Consider the following 16,669-nt stretch of genomic DNA (forward strand, 5'->3'; position numbering starts at 1 on the left):
ACAGGTCCTGAGATCTCATAGACCGTATCTAAACTATAGGCATCCTTCCCGCGGGTGTCGAGACGGGCGTCCACCAGGAACGCTCCGATTTGGCCGACCCTATTGCATTGTCTACAGAGGCCGAAAAAAGCGATCCAAGAATGTGGGCGGCAAAGGTTGCATACTGAAGAACAATAGACTTCTTCACGGGTAGGAGGACGCTGGTGCCGGCGCTTGAGACCCCTGGTCCGGAACCTCGCATCTGGGGAAGTCGCATTCCGCTTCGCAACGCGAACTTCACGGGCCGCGAGGCGGCTCTCCGTGAGTTGCGCGAGCAGATGTTCGAGGGGCCGACCGCGATCCTCCCGCATACTCTGCGCGGCATGGGGGGCGTCGGCAAGACGCAGCTCGTCATCGAATACGCGCATCGGTTCAAGGGCGACTACGACGTCGTCTGGTGGATCGCCTCCGACATCCCCCTGCTCATTCCCGGCGCGCTGGGCGCGCTGGCGGAGAAGCTGGGCCTCCCGCCCGCCAAGGTCGTCGGCATCGACGAGGCGAGTCGTTCCGTGCTGGACGCTCTGCGCAGGGGCGACCCCTACAAGCGCTGGCTCCTGATCTTCGACAACGTCAACAAGGCCGAGGACATCATGGAGCTGATCCCGGCCGGGCGACCGGAACAGGGACATGTACTGATCACCTCGCGCAACCCTCGCTGGGAGGGCGTCGCCAACACCATGGTGATCGACGTCTTCGATCGCGAGGAGAGCATCGAATTCCTCGGCAAGCGCGCCGGGAGGATGACGCCGGAGGAGGCCAGGCAGCTCGCCCACGAGCTCGGCGATCTCCCGCTGGCCCTGGAGCAGGCCGGGGCGTTGCAGGTGGAAACGGGCATGTCCACCGAGGAGTACCTGGATCTGCTGCGCAGGCAGCCGCTCGAGGTGATGGACGAGAACCAGCCGATGGAGTACCCGCGGTCGATGACCGCGGCGTGGCGTCTGTCGATCAACGCCCTCGAGGACCAGCTGCCGGAGGCCCTGCAGGTTCTCAGGTGCGCCGCCTTCTTCGGCCCCGAGCCGATTCCCATCGACCTGTTCCGCTGGGGAAGCTCCGGGGGTGTGGGCCCGCTGCTCGCCCCCATCCTCGGCAACCCGATCCTCCGCACGCGGGCGCTTCGCGCGATCAACAACTTCGCCCTCGGGCGGATCGACGACCGCGCCATCCAGATCCACCGGCTGGTCCAGAGGCTGCTCAGGGCCGACCTCGAGCCTGAGCAGAAGCAGGTGTACGTACGCGAGGCGCAGATGCTGCTCGCCGCCGCGAGCGGGCTCCAGCCGGAGGACGAGGCCAACTGGGGCGTCTTCAGCAGGTTCGTGCCCCATCTCGACCCCGTCGGCGCCGCGACCACGACGAACGGCCGACTGCGCGATCTCGCCCTCAACGTCGTCCGCTACCTCTACCTCATCGGTGACACGGAGTCGGCCCGGAGCTTCGCGGCCAGGTTCAGGGACGACTGGAGCCACTTGTCCGGCGTGGACGACCGCCACGTCCTGACCGCGGAACACCACCTGGCCAACAGCCTCCGGCAGGACGGGCGTTTCGACGAGGCGTTCACCCTCCTCGAGGGGACGCTGAAACGGGGGCGGCGCGTTCTCGGCGAGGACGACGACGTGGTGCTGCTCCTGACCAACTCGTTCGGGGCCAGCCTGCGGGCCAAGGGCATGTTCAGGGAGGCCGTCGCCCACGACGAGGACTCACGGCGCCGGCATGCGAAGAAGTACGGGGAGGACGACCCCCGCACCTTGCGCACGATCAACAACCTGGCCCTCGGCTACGCGCTCGTGAGCGACTACGACAAGGCGGTCGAGCTCCAGACGCAGGTCCACGAGGTTCGCAACAGGCCGGGAGTCGGCAGCAAGCTGGACCTGCTCGTCTCCTTGGGAGGCCTGTGCCAGGCCGTCCGCCTGAACGGGGATTACCAGGCGGCGTACTACCTCGGCGTCGACGCCCTGGAGTACGGCAGGGGCGAAGTAGGCGTGGACCACGTCCACACCTTGGCGGTCGCGGTCGACCTCGCCATCGCCATGCGACGGCTGGGCCGGATCGAGGACGCGCTGGAACTGGCCCGCGACACCTACAACCGGTATGAGTCGATCCTGACGGCCGCTCACCCGCACACGGTGTCGGCGGCGATTTGCCTGGCCAACGCGCTGCGGACCGACGGCCGGCTCAAGGACGCCCTGGCGTTGACCCGGGTCATCGCGGACGGATTGCCGCGCATCTACGGGCCCGGCCACCCGTTCACGGTGGCGGCGCGCGGCAACCTCGCCCTTCTGCAGCGCGTCAACGGCGACCCGGCGGCGGCCAGGACGCTCAACGAGCACGTCCTCGAGAGCCTCGACGAGACCCTGGGCCGAAAGCACCACTACTCGTTGACCGTCGCCATGAACCTGGCCAATGATCGGCACGAGCTCGGTGAGCACGAAGCGGCACTCGATCTGGACACGCAGACCCACGCACTCCTGCAGGAGCTGCTCGGCGCCGAGCATCCGATGACCCTCGGGTCGGCCGCGAACCTGACCGACAGCCTGAGGACGGCGGGCAAGACCGAGGACGCGCACGCCCTTCACAGGGCGACACTCGCCGTCTACGACAGGAGACTGGGCGTCCGGCATCCCGACACCGTCCTGGCGAGGTCGGGCGGCCGCCTGGACTTCGACTTCGATCCCCCTCGCTTCTGACTCCGCCCGCGCGACCCCGGCCTCGCCCTCAGTCGAAGCCGGGATTGCGCTCCAGCCACCGGCGCCGATGCTCCTGGGACACCCGGCGCACGGCGGAGGCCACGGTCGCGGGCACGTGATCCGCGGACCAGGACTCCAGCGTCTTGAGCATCACCGAGACGAAGATCCTGCCTTCGTGGTTCAGGTCGCCGGTGTCGAGGAGCGTGGTCGCGACCAGTTCGGCCGCCTCCCGCCAGCGGGCGAACTCGAAATGCGCCGCCTCGGCCGCCTCCCCGGCCTGCAGGTGGCGTTGCCGGCGCCAGAACCGGGTGACGCCGAGGAACGCGTAGCTGCCCTGGAGCAGCCCCTCGACCGGCCGCGGGTCCTCCCGCCAGGGCGCGTAGTAGCGGGTGCCCCGATCGGGACCGATGAGCCGGACGATGTCGAGGACGGCGCACAGCTTGACGTGCTGCACCTCGTGCGTGAGCGTCAGCGCGGTCATGAGACGGTCCCGCGTGAACGACAGCGCGACACAGCCGAACGTCTCCCGGGAGCTCGCGCTGCGCAGCCCGACGGGCACGGGCGTCAACGGGGTGATCGTGGTCACGAGGGACCGGACCTCCTCGGCCGGCACGGGGTGATGCTCGGTGAGGAGCCCCCACGCGTCGTCCAGAGCTTCACGCCAGCCGGCCACGACGTCGCCGGGCAGCCGGTCCTCCAGGTCCTCCCCGGGCATCCGCGCCGGGTGCAGGTCGTCCAGGAGGAGGGAGATCCGCGTGTCGGTGTCTCCGAGCCCGAGCGTCCGCATGCCGAGCCAGCCGGGCGCGTCACAGGACGCGTCGGCGGGTATGCGGATCCGCTCCTCGCCCACCTCCACGAGAGCCCTGCCGTGCTCGACCGTGACCATGCCCATCCGGTCGGTCGCCACCGAGGTCGTGGAGCCCACCGTCGGAAGGAGGACCCGGCCCGCCATGGTCGGGACCCGTATCCGGCAGGGCCGTCCGGTCCGTACGGCGATCGCGGCCACCACGGCGGCGAGCTGCCCGGGGCGGGCGCACGACGCGCCCGCCCGCAGATCGCGGATGGTGCTCAGCGCCCACGCGGAGACGGCGGGGTTGGAGACGACGTCGATGGCGATCGCGGGGTGGCGGCGCAGGAAGTGCGTCAGCAGATCGTAGGCCTGCGCCGTGATCGGGGCGTCGGGGTGATCGATGCCGCGGGTGAGACGCTCGATGCCCCACAGGAGGAGCGCCTGCTTGCTGCGCTGGGCCGCGACGAGCTCGCGGAGTATCTCCGGCGTGGAATCCCCGGTGGCGAGGAGCATGAGGGCGTCCTCGGACAGCTCGTGGCAGGGAAGGCTCATCTCCACGCCTCCAGGTCGCGTTCCATCGTCCGCCGGATGTGGTCGATCAGAGCGCGGAGATCGGTGCAGTAGACGGACGGATTCTTGAAGCCGTTTCCCGCCCGGTAGCGGTGCGCGTAGAGGCCCGCGCCACACACCTCCACCACAGGGCAGGCCAGGCACTCCGCTGACATGGCCGTCAATCCGATCTGGCGGGCGGCGAAGCCCGGGAGGGCGAGCGCTCGATCGAGGGGGTCGGTGCGCACGTGCAGACCGGTGACGGTGGCGCCGTCGTACGCGGCCTTGAGGTAGTCGGACTGCTCGATCGAGCCGTCCGTCTCGATGACGAGGACTCCGACGGGCGACAGACCGATGCTTTCGAGGCCGGACGCGCCCCCCAGGAGCAGGTGCATGATTTCGGCGAACAGCCGGATCGACGTTCGCGGGCGCCGGTACCAGTGGTCGAAGATCTCGATCAGCCAGTCGGCGTAGGGCGTGGACGCGTCGGGGGGCCGTCCCGGCGGGGGATCGGACCAGGTGCCGTGGGGCAGCAGGAAGTCGATGCTCGGCGGCTCGAACTCCAGCAACGCCTCGTATGTGGAGAGCGGGTCGTTCCTGAGATCGATCGTGCAGAGCAGGCCGGCGAACAGACGGCTGTGATCGGCCGTGAGCCGCCGTAACGACTCGACGACCCGGCCATGGCTCGACTCCCCGTTGCGGAAAAGCCGGTGGCGGCCGGTGGCCGTGGCGTCTCCGTCCAGGCTCACGCCTATTCGGACATTCAATTCGTCGAATAAGGCGAGGTACTCATCGGAGAGGCGCAGCCCGTTCGTCTGAATGGTAATGCGTACGGGGCAGTCGACGCCGGTTCGCAGGATTTCGACCAGCGCCCTTATTCGTTCGGACCCGGCCAGCAGCGGTTCCCCGCCGTGGAACACGACCTCGACGGAGGACAGCCGGTGTGCGCGGACGTGCTCGCCGATCCGGCCGGCCGTCCACCTCGCCACCGCCGTGGACATGGAGCGGGGCTGGTCCACCCAGCGCGAGTCCTTGAGTTCGTACATGTAGCAGTAGCGGCACGCGAGGTCGCACCTGCTGTGGATCTTCAGCACGAAGGTCTGGAACGGCGTGGGACGCCAGCCCTCATCATGAAGTCCGGCAACGTCGAGAGTTGCTGGCCATTCCGCGCCCGGGGGGGATGCCGCGAGGTCCACTGCCACCTGTTCGCACGCGTCGGGTCGTCACGCCATGAAGTGCTCGATTTCGCTTCTAATAGTTTACGCCCGACCGCCGAATAAAACATCTTTTTGTTGTTATGGCCGCATTACCGGGACGAGGCGGCAGTCGCAGGGCGCGGCCGTAAGGCCGCCCGCCATGGCCTGGTCGGGCGGCCTCTGGTGGGCCTGCGGTCAGTCGGCGCTGGCGGAGAGCTCGTCGAAGAGCTCCAGCGCCGCCTGACGAACGTCTGCGGGTGAGATGCCGTCTAGGGTGCTGCGGGCCTGAGCGGCGTCACGGGTCGTGGCGAAGGTGATCGCGACAGACTTGGCGGCGGCGTGACGCAGCGATCCGGTTGGCGCGCTGTCGGCCAGTGCCTCCGCGCTCGCGGCCAGGTCGAGGTTGTCTTTGCCGAACTTAGTGGTCAAAGCGTTCTCCTGGGATGATGGCGGCTTGGCCCATTATCCGCGATGGCCCCCGCGCGCGGTGCGGCACCCCGCGTTGTTCGCGTGTCCCCGTCCTTTTTCGCCGTTCACTCCCCCGATGGGCGTCCGGCGAGGCGGCTCCGAACGACGAGGTCGTGCAGGGCGTCGTGGGCCGACGGGGCGTCCGGCAGCGCGGAGGCGTCCCGGGCGTCCTCCAGGCGGGCGGTGAGCGCGTCGAGGTCGGCCGCGAGCCGTTCCCCGCCGGGCGCGCCGTCCGGCAGCCCGCCGTGCTCGGCCGCCCGCTTGGCCTCCACCAGGCCGGGCAGGTACGGCGGCCCGCCGTCGAGGAGCAGGGTGAGATCGGCGACGAGCTCGCCCGTACGCATGAGGTGGATGCCCGTCAGCAGCACCCGGAACGCGTAGAGCAGCGGCTTCAGCTCCCCCGTGCGGTCGGACAGCCGCCGCTGGGTGCGGGCGAAGCCGAGGTAGTGGTGGGCGTGGTGCCGGGTCAGGCAGCCCCGCGCGAGGGCGCGCATCTCCTCGTGCAGCGGGGAGGTGGTCACGACCAGCGGCGACAAGAGCTGCTCCAGCACGTAGCCGTTGCGGCCGAGCAGGAGCCGGCAGAACTTGGCGAGGTCGTGGGTCACGAGGTCGACCTCCACGCCCTCGCGAATCCACGAGCGGGTCACGGTCTCCTCACCCGTGCGCAGCCCGACGACCTCCTCGGCCGGCAGTATGTGCACGCCCCGCAGGTCCACGTCCGAGTCCACCGAGGGGAACCCGTACAGATGCGCGCCGCTCACGGTGGCGAACGCGAGCGGGTGCCGCTCACCCGCGGCCACCTCGGGCAGCCAGGACGGCAGGACGGCGGTCACGGCGCCCCTCCTTCGATCATGCTCATAGAGCCGACCTCCGCACGTCGATCAGGAACTCCTCCACGGCCGCCCGGTCCGGTCGTCCGGGCAGCGCGCTCCCGGGCCGCTCGTCCAGCTCGGCGAGCAGCCGCCCACGCCACTCCAGCACCTCGGGCCAGGGCGTCTCCCCCCGCCGTACGGCGAGCAGCCGGTCGCGGTGGGCGCCCACCTCGATCAGTGGCTCCCCGTGCCCGGCCAGGTGGGCGGCGCACAGCAGCAGCCGGATCATGTGCATGGCCATCTTCCAGCGCCTGACGTCGCCGCCCGGCCGGGGCGGGTCCTCCGGCCCGAGACGGCGGAACTGCCGGGCGGCCGATCCCGCGAACGCCCGCTCCGCCTTCCCAGAGAGGAACGCGCGGCGCAGCGCCAGCAGCCGCTCACCCACCGGGGTGACCAGCTCCACCAGCGGCGACCACAGGCACTCCAGCGCGGCCGGATTGCCCTCGAGCGCGAGCACGCAGAACCGCTCGACCTCCCACGAGAACTGCTCGGGCAGCGGCCCCTCCACGTGGTCCGGCGGCTTGTCGAGCCGCCAGAACAACGGAGTGGGCGTCACGAACACGCCCCGCCTGTCGACGTCCGACTGCTCGGTCTCCAGCCCGTACGCGCGCGAGCCGATGACGACCGACAGGACGGTGCCGCCGGGGGCCATCGGGGTCATGTCGCCGGATCTTGTCACGAAGGTAGGCTCCCGGTCCGGGACGCGGAAAGGTAGCGATTTAATGGCCGACTTCGGACATGAGCTGTGGTTCGGGGCGTTTCTCACGCCCGACGCGGCGGGGCACCACCGGATCGTCCGGCAGGCCGTGCTGGCCGACGAGATCGGGCTCGACATCATCGGCATCCAGGACCACCCCTACCTGCCGGCGTTCCTCGACACCTGGACGCTGCTGTCCACGCTCGCGGGGCGCACCGAGCGGGTGCGGCTGTTCCCCGACGTGGTGAACCTGCCGCTGCGGCCGCCGGCGGTGCTCGCCAGGGCCGCCGCGTCCCTCGACATCCTGAGCGGGGGCCGGGTCGAGCTGGGGCTCGGCTCCGGGGCGTTCTGGGACGGCATCGCGGCCATGGGCGGCCCGCGCCACAGCCCCGGCGAGGCCGTGGACGCGCTGGAGGAGGCCATCGCGGTCCTCCGCGCGCTGTGGACCCCGGGTGACGAGGGCGTACGGCTCGACGGCAGGCACTACCGGCTGGAGGGCGCGCGGCCGGGGCCGTTCCCCCCGCATCCGATCGGGCTGTGGCTCGGCGCGTACAAGCGGCGCATGCTGGAGCTGACCGGGCGGCTCGGCGACGGATGGGTGCCCTCCTCCGGGTATGCCGCGCCCGGCGAGCTGGGCGCGATGAGCGCGATCCTGGACGCCGCGGCCGAGCGGGCCGGGCGCGACCCCGCCGGGATCCGCCGCGTCTACAACATCGAGGGCCGGTTCTCCGGCGTCGCCGGGAAGGGGTTCCTGGACGGGCCGCCGGCCCTGTGGGCCGAGCAGCTCACCGGACTCGCGCTCCGCCACGGCATGAGCGTGTTCGTGCTGGCCGTGGACGACGACAGGGACCTCAAGGTCTTCGCCGAGGAGGTCGCCCCCGCCGTACGCGAGGCGGTGTCGCGGGAGCGCGCCCGGGGGCCACGGGAGGACGCCGACGGCCCGATCGAGCTCGCGAAGGCGACACCGGCGAGGGCGGTGCTCGACGAGGCCACCCGGCCACGGCTGCCCAAGCGGGACATCGCCGCGCTCCCGGCTCGGCAGCAGGCGAACGGCCGGCGGCTCGTGCTCATCCACGACCACCTGCGCCGGGAGCTGACCCAGATCAGGGACGCCCTGGAGCAGGTCGCCGCGGGACGCTCCGACGCCGCCGCGCTCCGCTCCATGATCAACGAGCTCACCCTGCGGCAGAACTACTGGACGCTCGGCACGTTCTGCGCGTCGTACTGCCGCCTGCTGACCACCCACCACACCATCGAGGACGAGCACATGTTCCCGATGCTGGCGGCGGCGCAGGAGTCGCTGGCGCCGGTCGTGGCCCGCCTGGAGCAGGAGCACGAGGTAATCGCCGGCGTGCTGACGGAGCTGGACGCCGCCCTCGTCGCGATGATCGAGGACCCGGATCGGCTCGACGCCGTGCGCGACCGGGTGGACCTGCTGTCGGACGTGCTGCTGTCGCACCTGCGCTACGAGGAGGAGGAGCTCGTGGAGCCCATCGCCCGCCTCAACCTCGACATCTGAGAACCCTGGACATCTGAGAACGGCTCCGAACCCCCGGCGACGGAGTGTTCACGGAGAGACGTGTTTCGCACCAAAGGACGACGCGGTTCTGGAATGATCTCGAGGAAAACCATCGGACGTCGAGAGACCGTGACTGATGCCCCCCATTGACCAAATAACCGCCTTCGCGTCGGCCCATACGGTCGAAACGATCATCATCAGCGTCATCGCCCTGGTCTTGCTGGTCCTGGCCTTCTTCGCCCTGCGCGCCCTGATCCGCCTGTTCCGCCGCTGGGCGGCCGGCCGGCCCACCGAGGACATTCTGACCATCGTCGCCGCCAGCATCGCCACCGGCGTCTCCGCCCAGGGCATGTGGCGCTTCTCCGGCGACGTCCTCGGGTTCGACGGCCCGCTGCGGCTCCTGTTGTTCGCCTTCATCGAAGTCGCCGTCATCACCAGCGCAGTACGCGCGCGCCGCAACATGCGGGAGAACTACTCGGCCGGCATCGACGGCCTGGCCGTGTGGGTGCTGACGTCCCTGTCGGCCGTCCTGTCGAGCATGGACGCCCGCAGCGTCGCCGAGGCCGTCTTCCGTCTCGCCGCGCCGCTCGTGGCCGCCTGGCTGTGGGAGCGCGGCATGGCCATCGAGCGGGTCCGCATCACCGGCCGGGGCCGCATCAACTGGCGGCTCACCCCCGAGCGCGTGCTGGTCCGGATCGGCCTGGCCGAGGCGAGCGACCGTACGGCGAGCGAGGTGGACGCCCACCGCAGGCTGACCAGGGTGGCGCTGGCCGCCAAGCGGTTCCGCGCGCTGCGCGAGGCCGGGGCGTCCGACCGCAAGCTGCGCGCCGCGATGGCGAGGCTCGACAAGGCGATGGACCAGGCGGTGGAGTACACCGGCCTGGCCGTGGACGAGAAGCGGCAGGAGGCCCTGCTGTCCCAGATCGGCGCGCTCTACAACACCTCCGCGCTGATCGACCTCGCTCCGCCGGTCCCCTGGGCGCCCGAGCCCGAACAGCCCGCTCCCCCGGCGCTGCCCGCCGCGACCATCGCCGAGCTGATCGACGACGAGGACGAGGACGTCCCGGCCGAGTCGGCGCCGCCCGTCGTCGACACCGCCCAGCGCGCGGCCCAGTTCCGGGCCGCCCGGCAGTACTGGGACCAGCAGATCGCGCGCAAGTACGTCCCCCGCGCCGCCGACATCGCCCAGGAGGTGGGCATCCCGCTCCTCGCGGCGAAGGAGTGGCGGGCGCTGTGGAAGCTCGAACCCCAGGCGTACGCGCTGATCGAGGCGGCGTACCGGGAGCACGGGATCGTCGACACCGGCACGTTCCCGGCCATCGAGGTGCCCGAGCGCGAGCGCGTGCTCGTCGTGAACGGCTCCGCATCGGGAGCGGCCGCGCACGACTCCTGACGGGGAGTCTGCCCGGCTTCACCGACGGGAAGGGGGCGGCGGGACCGGACGGACCGGTCCCGCCGGCCTGTATGAGCCGGGATTTCACGCCGGCGACGCCATGGCCTGTTCGCGACGGGCGACGGCCGGCATCAGGGTGAAGGCGACCAGCGCCAGGGGCAGCGCGTAGGCGGCCTGGCGTAAAGGATCAGGCCGATCAGCAGGAAGACGAGCGCTGCCATCAGCACCCGATCGCGTGCCGGGATCGCGTAGCCGTCGCGGGCGGGCTTGGCGCTCGCGGTGTCGTAGCCGCGGGGGACGCCGACGGCCACGATCACGGCGAAGGCGAGGCTGGTGGTCACGTCCAGAATGACCAGGAGCCAGAAGCCGTGGGCGAGCAGGAGTCCGGCGATGGCGCCCGCGGCGGCGGTGCCCACGTTGACCGCCAGTGCATGAGCCCGAATGCCTTCGGCCGCAGGTGCGGCGGAGTGGTCTCGGCGACCAGCGCCGAGGCGGCGGGCCGGTAGACGTCGCCGACCAGTCCCATGGTCAGGGCGGCGGTCATCAGCCAGGGCAGGTTGCCGGCCGAAACGCCGTCATTGCCGTGCGCACGCTGTGGGGGCGACACCGTTCCCGACCGGGTCGTCTGCCCCCCTGTGCCGGGCCTTCCCGTGGTTCCAGCGCGGCCGGCTTCTGGTCGCCGCCCGGAGGACGAGGGTGGCGGGGTCGCTTTCCCGGCATAGCGGGGCAAGGACACTCCTACTTTCCCGTGACATCGCGGGCGCGGGGGCGGACGTCCTCTCCTGCGGCGGCCACACCGTCACGCGTTGGGAGGAGCTCATGGAGATCTCGGGGGACGGCGCGGGAAACCGCGTGGCCCGGCTCGCGGGTGGGCGGGACCAGGTGGGGCGGGCGCGCAGGCTCGTGTCGGCCGCGCTCGGGCGCGGCCATCCCCGGCATGACGACTGCGTGCTGCTGACCAGCGAGATCGCGACGAACGCGGTCGTCCACTCCCGTTCCGGGGACGGCGGCACCTTTACCGTCACCGTCTCGTGCCTGCCCGACCGCGTGCGGGTCTGCGTGGAGGACGACGGCTCGGCCGGGCCGCCGTGCGCCGGTCATCCGCTCCCCAGCGGGTCGAGCCAGGGCGGTCGCGGCCTGCCGCTGCTGGACCTGCTGGCCGACCGGTGGGGGCTGGTCCGCGAGGCCGGCCGCAACGAGGTGTGGTTCGAGTTCTGGTCCGACGGCGACCGGCGGGCCGCCGCGCTCGCCCGTCGCCGGCCGGCCGCATGGGTGGGGCCGGTGGTCGCGGCGCGCGGCTCGGCCGGCGCGACCTCCGGCTGACCCGATCCTCCCGGGCTTCCCCGCCGGGGGGCGGCCCTCCGGACGCCGGGCGGGGAGCCGTGGCGCCCAGATACGTGCCGCGATACGGCATCGGTGGCTGTTTCGGTGGTACTACACCGACGTCGGGTGATTCCGAAGGCAAGGAAGGGGCAAAACCAACTAAATAAATCGGGAAAGTAGGAGGACTCCCATGGCCCTGCCCGACTTCCTGGTCATCGGGGCGCCGAAGGCCGGCACCACTGCCCTGCACGCGGCGCTGGCCCGCCATCCGCGGCTGTTCATGTCTCCCGTCAAGGAGCCGAAGTTCTTCCTCACCGACGGCCCGCCTCCGGCGAAGGGCGGGCCGGGGGACGCGGAGACCTACCGCGAGCACGTGTGGCGGCGCGCCGACTACGAGGCGCTGTTCGCGGACGCGGCGCCCGGGGCGCTGCGCGGCGAGTCCACCCCTTTCTACCTGTACGACCGCGCGGCCCAGCGGCGGATCCGGGAGGCGATCCCGGCCGCGAAGCTCATCGTCTCGCTGCGCGACCCCGTGGAGCGTGCGCACTCCAACTGGACCCACCTGTGGTCGGCCGGCCTGGAGCCGATCGGCGACGTCATCGAGGCGTGCGCGGCCGAGAAGCGGCGGATCGCCGAGGGCTGGTCGCCGTTCTGGCACTACGTCGGCCTCGGCCGGTACGGCGAGCAGCTCGCGCACCTGTTCGCCTTGTTCCCCCGCGAGCAGGTGCTGGTCTTCCGCTACCGGGACCTCGTGGACCGCCCCGCCGCCACGCTCGATCGCATCTGCGCGTTCCTCGGGGTGGAGCAGGGGCTGGTCAGCGAGGTGCCCAGGGAGAACGTCACGGCCCATCCACGGCACAGCCGCGGGCACCGGATCCTGGCCCGGCTCGCCCGGCTCGGCGATCCGGTGCTCGGCCAGCGGCTCACCGCACCGCTGGAACGGGTGCTGCAGCGCGACGGGCAGCCCCGGCGGCCGCTCACCTGGGCACAGCGCCAGGAGCTGCTCGCCTACTTCGCGGCCGACATCGCGCTGCTGCGCGACCTGCTCGGCGGCGACTCCTTCGGCGAGGACTTCGGCGACTGGCTGCGCCCCCGGGAGCGGTCGGGCGGCCTGGTCGGAGCCCGGCCGTCCGGCCAGCGGCAGGCCCGCAACGGCCGCGTCAGAAGCGCCTCCGACCCGGCCGCCCGGCCGCCGGGCATGGACGGCCCGCCGGGAGGCGATCCCCTCGGGGCGTGACCCCCCACTCGGGCCCCGCCCGCCGCCCGCGCCACTCGGCTCCCGCTCTACCACCGCGGATGTTCACGGCGATGGCCACCCCTGGCGCCGGAATCGCTCTCGGGACGGTCAGCGCAGCTCCGTGCGCAACTCGTGGCCCCCGTCGGCGCGGGTCAGCTCGTAGTACAGGCGGTGGCCCCCCGCCACGGGCACGATCGACAGATAGCGCAGTCCTCCCCCGGCGTGCTCCGACTGGGCGACGGGGGCGGTTCCGGTGGCGGTGAGCGTGGACGGGTCGGGGCCGATGGCCACGCCCGTGCGCTCCTCGTAGTTCTCCTCCGCCGACGCGCGGCCGTCGTAGTACGCGATGACGGTCTCGCCGCTGAACGTGACCGCGCTCACCCGCACACCGCGCGAGTCCCACTCGCCCGGCCGCCGGTCGAGCGCGGTCCCCTGCCAGGTCCACTCGACGCCGTCGGTGCTGGTGGCGTAGTCGGTCACCATCTGGTCGGCCTCGTCGGGGTCCTCCAGGGGATGGCAGGACGCCCACAGGTGCCACACTCCGCCGTGACGGAGGATCACGGGGTCCTTGACGCCGGTCTTGAGGTCGCCGGGCAGCACCACCCGCGCGTCGGCGGGGTCGAACTCCGCCGGCCCGGCGGCCTCGATCATCTCGACCCGCCAGTGCTTGGTGCCGTACGTGGCGCAGCTGAGGTACAGGCGCCACCTGCCCTCCGGCGTCACCACGAGCGTCGGGCGCTCCAGCGACTCGGTCTTCATCTCCTCCTTGGTGATCGTGAGGATCTTCTCGAACCGCTCGCCGTCGGCGGAGCGGGCGATCTCCACGGCGTACCCGCGCCCATCACCGAGCGGCCGGCGCAGCCGGTAGGCCAGGTAGATCCATCCGTCCCTGCTCACGGCGCTGGGCGCGCCCGCCCAGAATCCGGGCCCGTCTCCGGGCGGAGGAACCGCGACGACTGACCGTTCCGGCTTCGGTGCGAACACGTCTCTTCTCCGTAGTGAGCGACGACGGTGGGCGGGGCCGGCTCAGCACCGGCCCCTCTTGGCTGTAGTGAATTACCAGCGGCCCGGCGGGAGGCCAAGTGTCCTCGCCATCGGACGACCATGTCTATACAAAACCCGCTTGCTTTGCGGGTTTTGTCAGGATAGGGCAGACCTGCTCCTGCCCGCGCCCCCTACCTGCGGAAAAGTCGGGTGAACCCGGAACGGGGCGGCGGCGTATCTCCGGGCGTAAGGGCATGCCGACACAGTTCTGACCACTCTCAGGAGGCCCCCTGCGGGCACGTGTCGTCACGCTCTGCGCCGCTCCGCTCGCGCTGGCGCTGGTCGGAGCGGCACCGGCCCATCCCGCTTCGTCCCCCTACGCCTCCCGCTCCGGGCAGGGCTCCGGCCACCCAGTGCACCCGGCCGCGAACACGGCGCACACGCCCGCCCGGTTCGCCGAGGTCGACCTGGTCTCCGACGTGGCGGGCAGGGCGGCCCTCACCACGGTGACGATCCCCGGCGGCACCCCGACCGGCCAGGTGGCGTACACGGGCGACGCCTTCACGGTCAAGGGAAAGGCCGGCGCCGCGCCCGCCTCGTTCATCTTCTCCAGCCCGAGCGGCGCCATCACCGCCTGGAGCGCCAAGGCCGATCCACACAACGCGGTCATCGCCGCGTTCACCCGCGGCGCCGACTACAAGGGCCTGGCGCTGATGAACACCGACCGGGGCACGTTCCTGCTCGCGCCGTCCTTCTCCCACGGCGCCGTCCACGTCTTCGACGACGACTTCCGGAGGGTGCGGCCGGCGCGCAGCGCGTTCCGCGACCCGTTCCTGCCCGCGCGCTACTCCCCCTTCAACGTCGAGATCGCCGGAACCTCGGTTCTCGTCGCGTACGCCAAGCGGGACCCCGAGACCGGCAGGCCGGTGGCGGGCCGGGGCAACGGGTTCGTCAGCCGGTTCACCCCGAGCGGCCGCTTCGTGCGGCGCCTCGCCTCCCGCGGCCCGCTGAACGCGCCGTGGGCGATGACGCTCGCCCCCGCCGGGTTCGGCGCGTACGCCGGTGCGCTGCTGGTGGGCAACTTCGGCGCCGGATGGATCAACGCGTACAACCCGAGGACGGGTCGCTATCTCGGCCCGCTGCGCGGGGCGGACGGCAGGGCGATCGCCGTCGAGGGGCTGTGGGACCTCGAACCCGGCACGGCGGGCAACGGCGGCACCGACGCGGTGTGGTTCTCGGCCGGCATCTCAGGCGCTCGGCACGGCCTGCTCGGCCTGATCCGCCCGGCCACGTCCGCGGGCGCCGTCTCGCCCACGCCGTCGTCCACGGCCACGACTTCGGCCAGACCGGCGCCGTCACACTCCCACCCGTCCGGCGGCTACGGCTACTGATCGGCTACTGATAGGTGCAGCTCACCGCGATCGGCCGCGGGACACGCCCACCCGAGGCCGGTCGCCCCTACCTGGGAACGGTATGACTGTAGTCATGGACAAGGCAGACATCGGAGTGACGGGCCTGGCGACCATGGGTCGCAACCTCGCCCGGAACTTCGCCCACCACGGTCACGTGGTCGCGGTGCACAACCGCACGGAGAGCCGTACGACCCGGTTCATGGAGGAGCACCGCGACGAGGGCGCGTTCCTTCCGGCCGGCACGATCGAGGAGTTCGTGGCCTCCCTCGAACGGCCCCGCAAGGCGATCATCATGGTCAAGGCCGGGGCGCCCACCGACGCCGTGATCGAGGAGCTCGCCGCCGTCATGGAGCCGGGCGACATGATCATCGACGGCGGCAACGCCCACTACATCGACACCCGCCGCCGGGAGGCCGCGCTGCGCGAGCGGGGCATCCACTTCGTCGGCACCGGCATCTCGGGCGGCGAGGAGGGCGCGCTCAACGGCCCGAGCATCATGCCCGGCGGCGACGCCGAGGCCTACAAGACCCTCGGCCCCCTGCTCGAGGACATCGCGGCGAAGGTCGACGGGGTGCCGTGCTGCGTGCACGTGGGCCCCGACGGCGCCGGCCACTTCGTCAAGATGGTGCACAACGGCATCGAGTACGCCGACATGCAGCTCATCGCGGAGTCCTACGACCTGCTCCGGCAGGCCCTCGGGCTGACCCCTCAGGAGCTGTCCGACGTCTTCCGCGAGTGGAACCAGGGCGACCTGGAGTCGTACCTCATCGAGATCACCGCCGAGGTGCTCGGCCACACCGACCCCACCACGGGCAAGCCGTTCGTGGACGTCGTGCAGGACCAGGCCGAGCAGAAGGGCACCGGCCGCTGGACCGTGCAGAGCGCCCTCGACCTCGGCGTCCCGGTCACGGGCATCGCCGAGGCGGTGTTCGCCCGGGCGCTGTCGGGTCACCCCGAGCAGCGGGCCGCCGCCCGCTCGCTCACCGGCCCCTCGGGCAAGGCCGGCGACTCCGGCCTCGTCGAGGACGTGCGGCGGGCACTGTACGCCTCCAAGATCGTGGCTTACGCCCAGGGGTTCGACCAGATGGCCGCCGCGAGCGCGGAGTACGGCTGGAACCTGAACCTGGGCGCGATGGCCACGATCTGGCGCGGGGGCTGCATCATCAGGGCGCGCTTCCTCGACCGGATCCGGGCGGCGTACGACGCGGACCCGAACCTGCCGACGCTGCTGGTGGACCCGACGTTCGCCCAGGCGCTGGAAGACGCCCAGGAGTCGTGGCGGCGGGTTGTGGCGACGGCGGCGACGATCGGGGTGCCGACGCCCGGCTTCTCCTCGGCGCTCGCCTACTACGACGGGCTGCGCCGCGACCGGCTGCCTGCGGCGCTGCTGCAGGGGTTGCGCGACTTCTTCGGCGCGCACACCTACCGGCGGGTCGACCGGGAGGGCTCCTTCCACACCGACTGGTCGGCTGACCGGGCCGAGCGGCCCGCCTGACCGACCCGGAAAAC

The 16,669-nt window shown here is 71.4% G+C and carries 14 protein-coding genes; 7 read left to right on the forward strand and 7 right to left on the reverse strand.

Translation table 11 applies throughout. The annotated features are described in order from the left end of the window. Positions 1 to 203: 203 nt before the first annotated feature. Complete coding sequence (gene fxsT / locus FH610_RS15770) at positions 204 to 2,720, forward strand: FxSxx-COOH system tetratricopeptide repeat protein (RefSeq protein WP_139575170.1); 2,517 nt, start codon at positions 204 to 206, stop codon at positions 2,718 to 2,720. A 28-nt stretch (positions 2,721 to 2,748) separates the two neighbouring features. Here the strand turns inward: fxsT and FH610_RS15775 are convergent, their stop codons facing one another. The 5 genes from FH610_RS15775 to FH610_RS15795 all read right to left on the reverse strand — a co-directional run bounded on the left by FH610_RS15775 (position 2,749) and on the right by FH610_RS15795 (position 7,274). Continuing rightward, entirely contained in the window at positions 2,749 to 4,062 is a 1,314-nt protein-coding gene (locus FH610_RS15775) for an HEXXH motif domain-containing protein (protein ID WP_139575171.1), read from the reverse strand. Further along, positions 4,059 to 5,153, reverse strand: a complete 1,095-nt coding sequence (locus FH610_RS15780; RefSeq protein WP_240808990.1) for an FxsB family cyclophane-forming radical SAM/SPASM peptide maturase — start codon at positions 5,151 to 5,153, stop codon at positions 4,059 to 4,061. The genes FH610_RS15775 and FH610_RS15780 overlap by 4 nt, the downstream gene beginning before the upstream one ends. Before the next feature lie 297 nt (positions 5,154 to 5,450). After that, the gene (locus tag FH610_RS15785) at positions 5,451 to 5,684 is read right to left on the reverse strand and encodes a hypothetical protein (RefSeq protein ID WP_139575173.1); all 234 of its coding nucleotides are present in this window, start codon (positions 5,682 to 5,684) and stop codon (positions 5,451 to 5,453) included. A 104-nt stretch (positions 5,685 to 5,788) separates the two neighbouring features. Then, complete coding sequence (locus FH610_RS15790) at positions 5,789 to 6,556, reverse strand: nucleotidyltransferase domain-containing protein (protein WP_139575174.1); 768 nt, start codon at positions 6,554 to 6,556, stop codon at positions 5,789 to 5,791. Between the two features lie 22 nt (positions 6,557 to 6,578). Continuing rightward, on the reverse strand, positions 6,579 to 7,274 hold the full coding sequence (locus tag FH610_RS15795; RefSeq protein ID WP_240808991.1) for a nucleotidyltransferase domain-containing protein: 696 nt from the start codon (positions 7,272 to 7,274) through the stop codon (positions 6,579 to 6,581). Positions 7,275 to 7,317: 43 nt separating this feature from the next. Here FH610_RS15795 and FH610_RS15800 point away from each other — a divergent pair, with 43 nt between their 5' ends. Continuing rightward, on the forward strand, positions 7,318 to 8,811 hold the full coding sequence (locus FH610_RS15800) for an LLM class flavin-dependent oxidoreductase (protein WP_139575175.1): 1,494 nt from the start codon (positions 7,318 to 7,320) through the stop codon (positions 8,809 to 8,811). A gap of 136 nt (positions 8,812 to 8,947) precedes the next feature. After that, positions 8,948 to 10,204, forward strand: a complete 1,257-nt coding sequence (locus FH610_RS15805; protein ID WP_139575176.1) for a hypothetical protein — start codon at positions 8,948 to 8,950, stop codon at positions 10,202 to 10,204. Positions 10,205 to 10,335: 131 nt separating this feature from the next. Here the strand turns inward: FH610_RS15805 and FH610_RS15810 are convergent, their stop codons facing one another. After that, positions 10,336 to 10,620, reverse strand: coding sequence for a hypothetical protein (locus tag FH610_RS15810; RefSeq protein ID WP_139575177.1), 285 nt, complete (start codon positions 10,618 to 10,620; stop codon positions 10,336 to 10,338). Positions 10,621 to 11,023: 403 nt separating this feature from the next. Here FH610_RS15810 and FH610_RS15815 point away from each other — a divergent pair, with 403 nt between their 5' ends. Together FH610_RS15815 and FH610_RS15820 are read left to right on the forward strand one after the other, a co-directional pair. Then, positions 11,024 to 11,527: an ATP-binding protein gene (locus FH610_RS15815; protein WP_139575178.1), complete on the forward strand. Its 504-nt coding sequence runs from the start codon at positions 11,024 to 11,026 to the stop codon at positions 11,525 to 11,527. Positions 11,528 to 11,717: 190 nt separating this feature from the next. Next, positions 11,718 to 12,764 carry a sulfotransferase family protein gene (locus FH610_RS15820; RefSeq protein ID WP_139575179.1) on the forward strand — a complete coding sequence of 349 codons (1,047 nt, stop codon included), beginning with the start codon at positions 11,718 to 11,720 and terminating at the stop codon, positions 12,762 to 12,764. 108 nt (positions 12,765 to 12,872) lie between these two features. Here the strand turns inward: FH610_RS15820 and FH610_RS15825 are convergent, their stop codons facing one another. Further along, positions 12,873 to 13,748 (reverse strand): hypothetical protein, encoded by an 876-nt coding sequence (locus tag FH610_RS15825; RefSeq protein WP_139575180.1) that lies wholly within the window; start codon positions 13,746 to 13,748, stop codon positions 12,873 to 12,875. Positions 13,749 to 14,161: 413 nt separating this feature from the next. Here FH610_RS15825 and FH610_RS15830 point away from each other — a divergent pair, with 413 nt between their 5' ends. Both FH610_RS15830 and gndA read left to right on the forward strand, forming a co-directional pair. Then, positions 14,162 to 15,139 carry a TIGR03118 family protein gene (locus FH610_RS15830; protein WP_161628010.1) on the forward strand — a complete coding sequence of 326 codons (978 nt, stop codon included), beginning with the start codon at positions 14,162 to 14,164 and terminating at the stop codon, positions 15,137 to 15,139. Between the two features lie 94 nt (positions 15,140 to 15,233). Beyond that, positions 15,234 to 16,655, forward strand: a complete 1,422-nt coding sequence (gene gndA, locus FH610_RS15835) for an NADP-dependent phosphogluconate dehydrogenase (protein WP_139575182.1) — start codon at positions 15,234 to 15,236, stop codon at positions 16,653 to 16,655. Positions 16,656 to 16,669 lie beyond the last annotated feature (14 nt).

It is taken from the genome of Microbispora catharanthi (assembly GCF_006334915.2).
GTDB classification, from domain to species: domain Bacteria; phylum Actinomycetota; class Actinomycetes; order Streptosporangiales; family Streptosporangiaceae; genus Microbispora; species Microbispora catharanthi.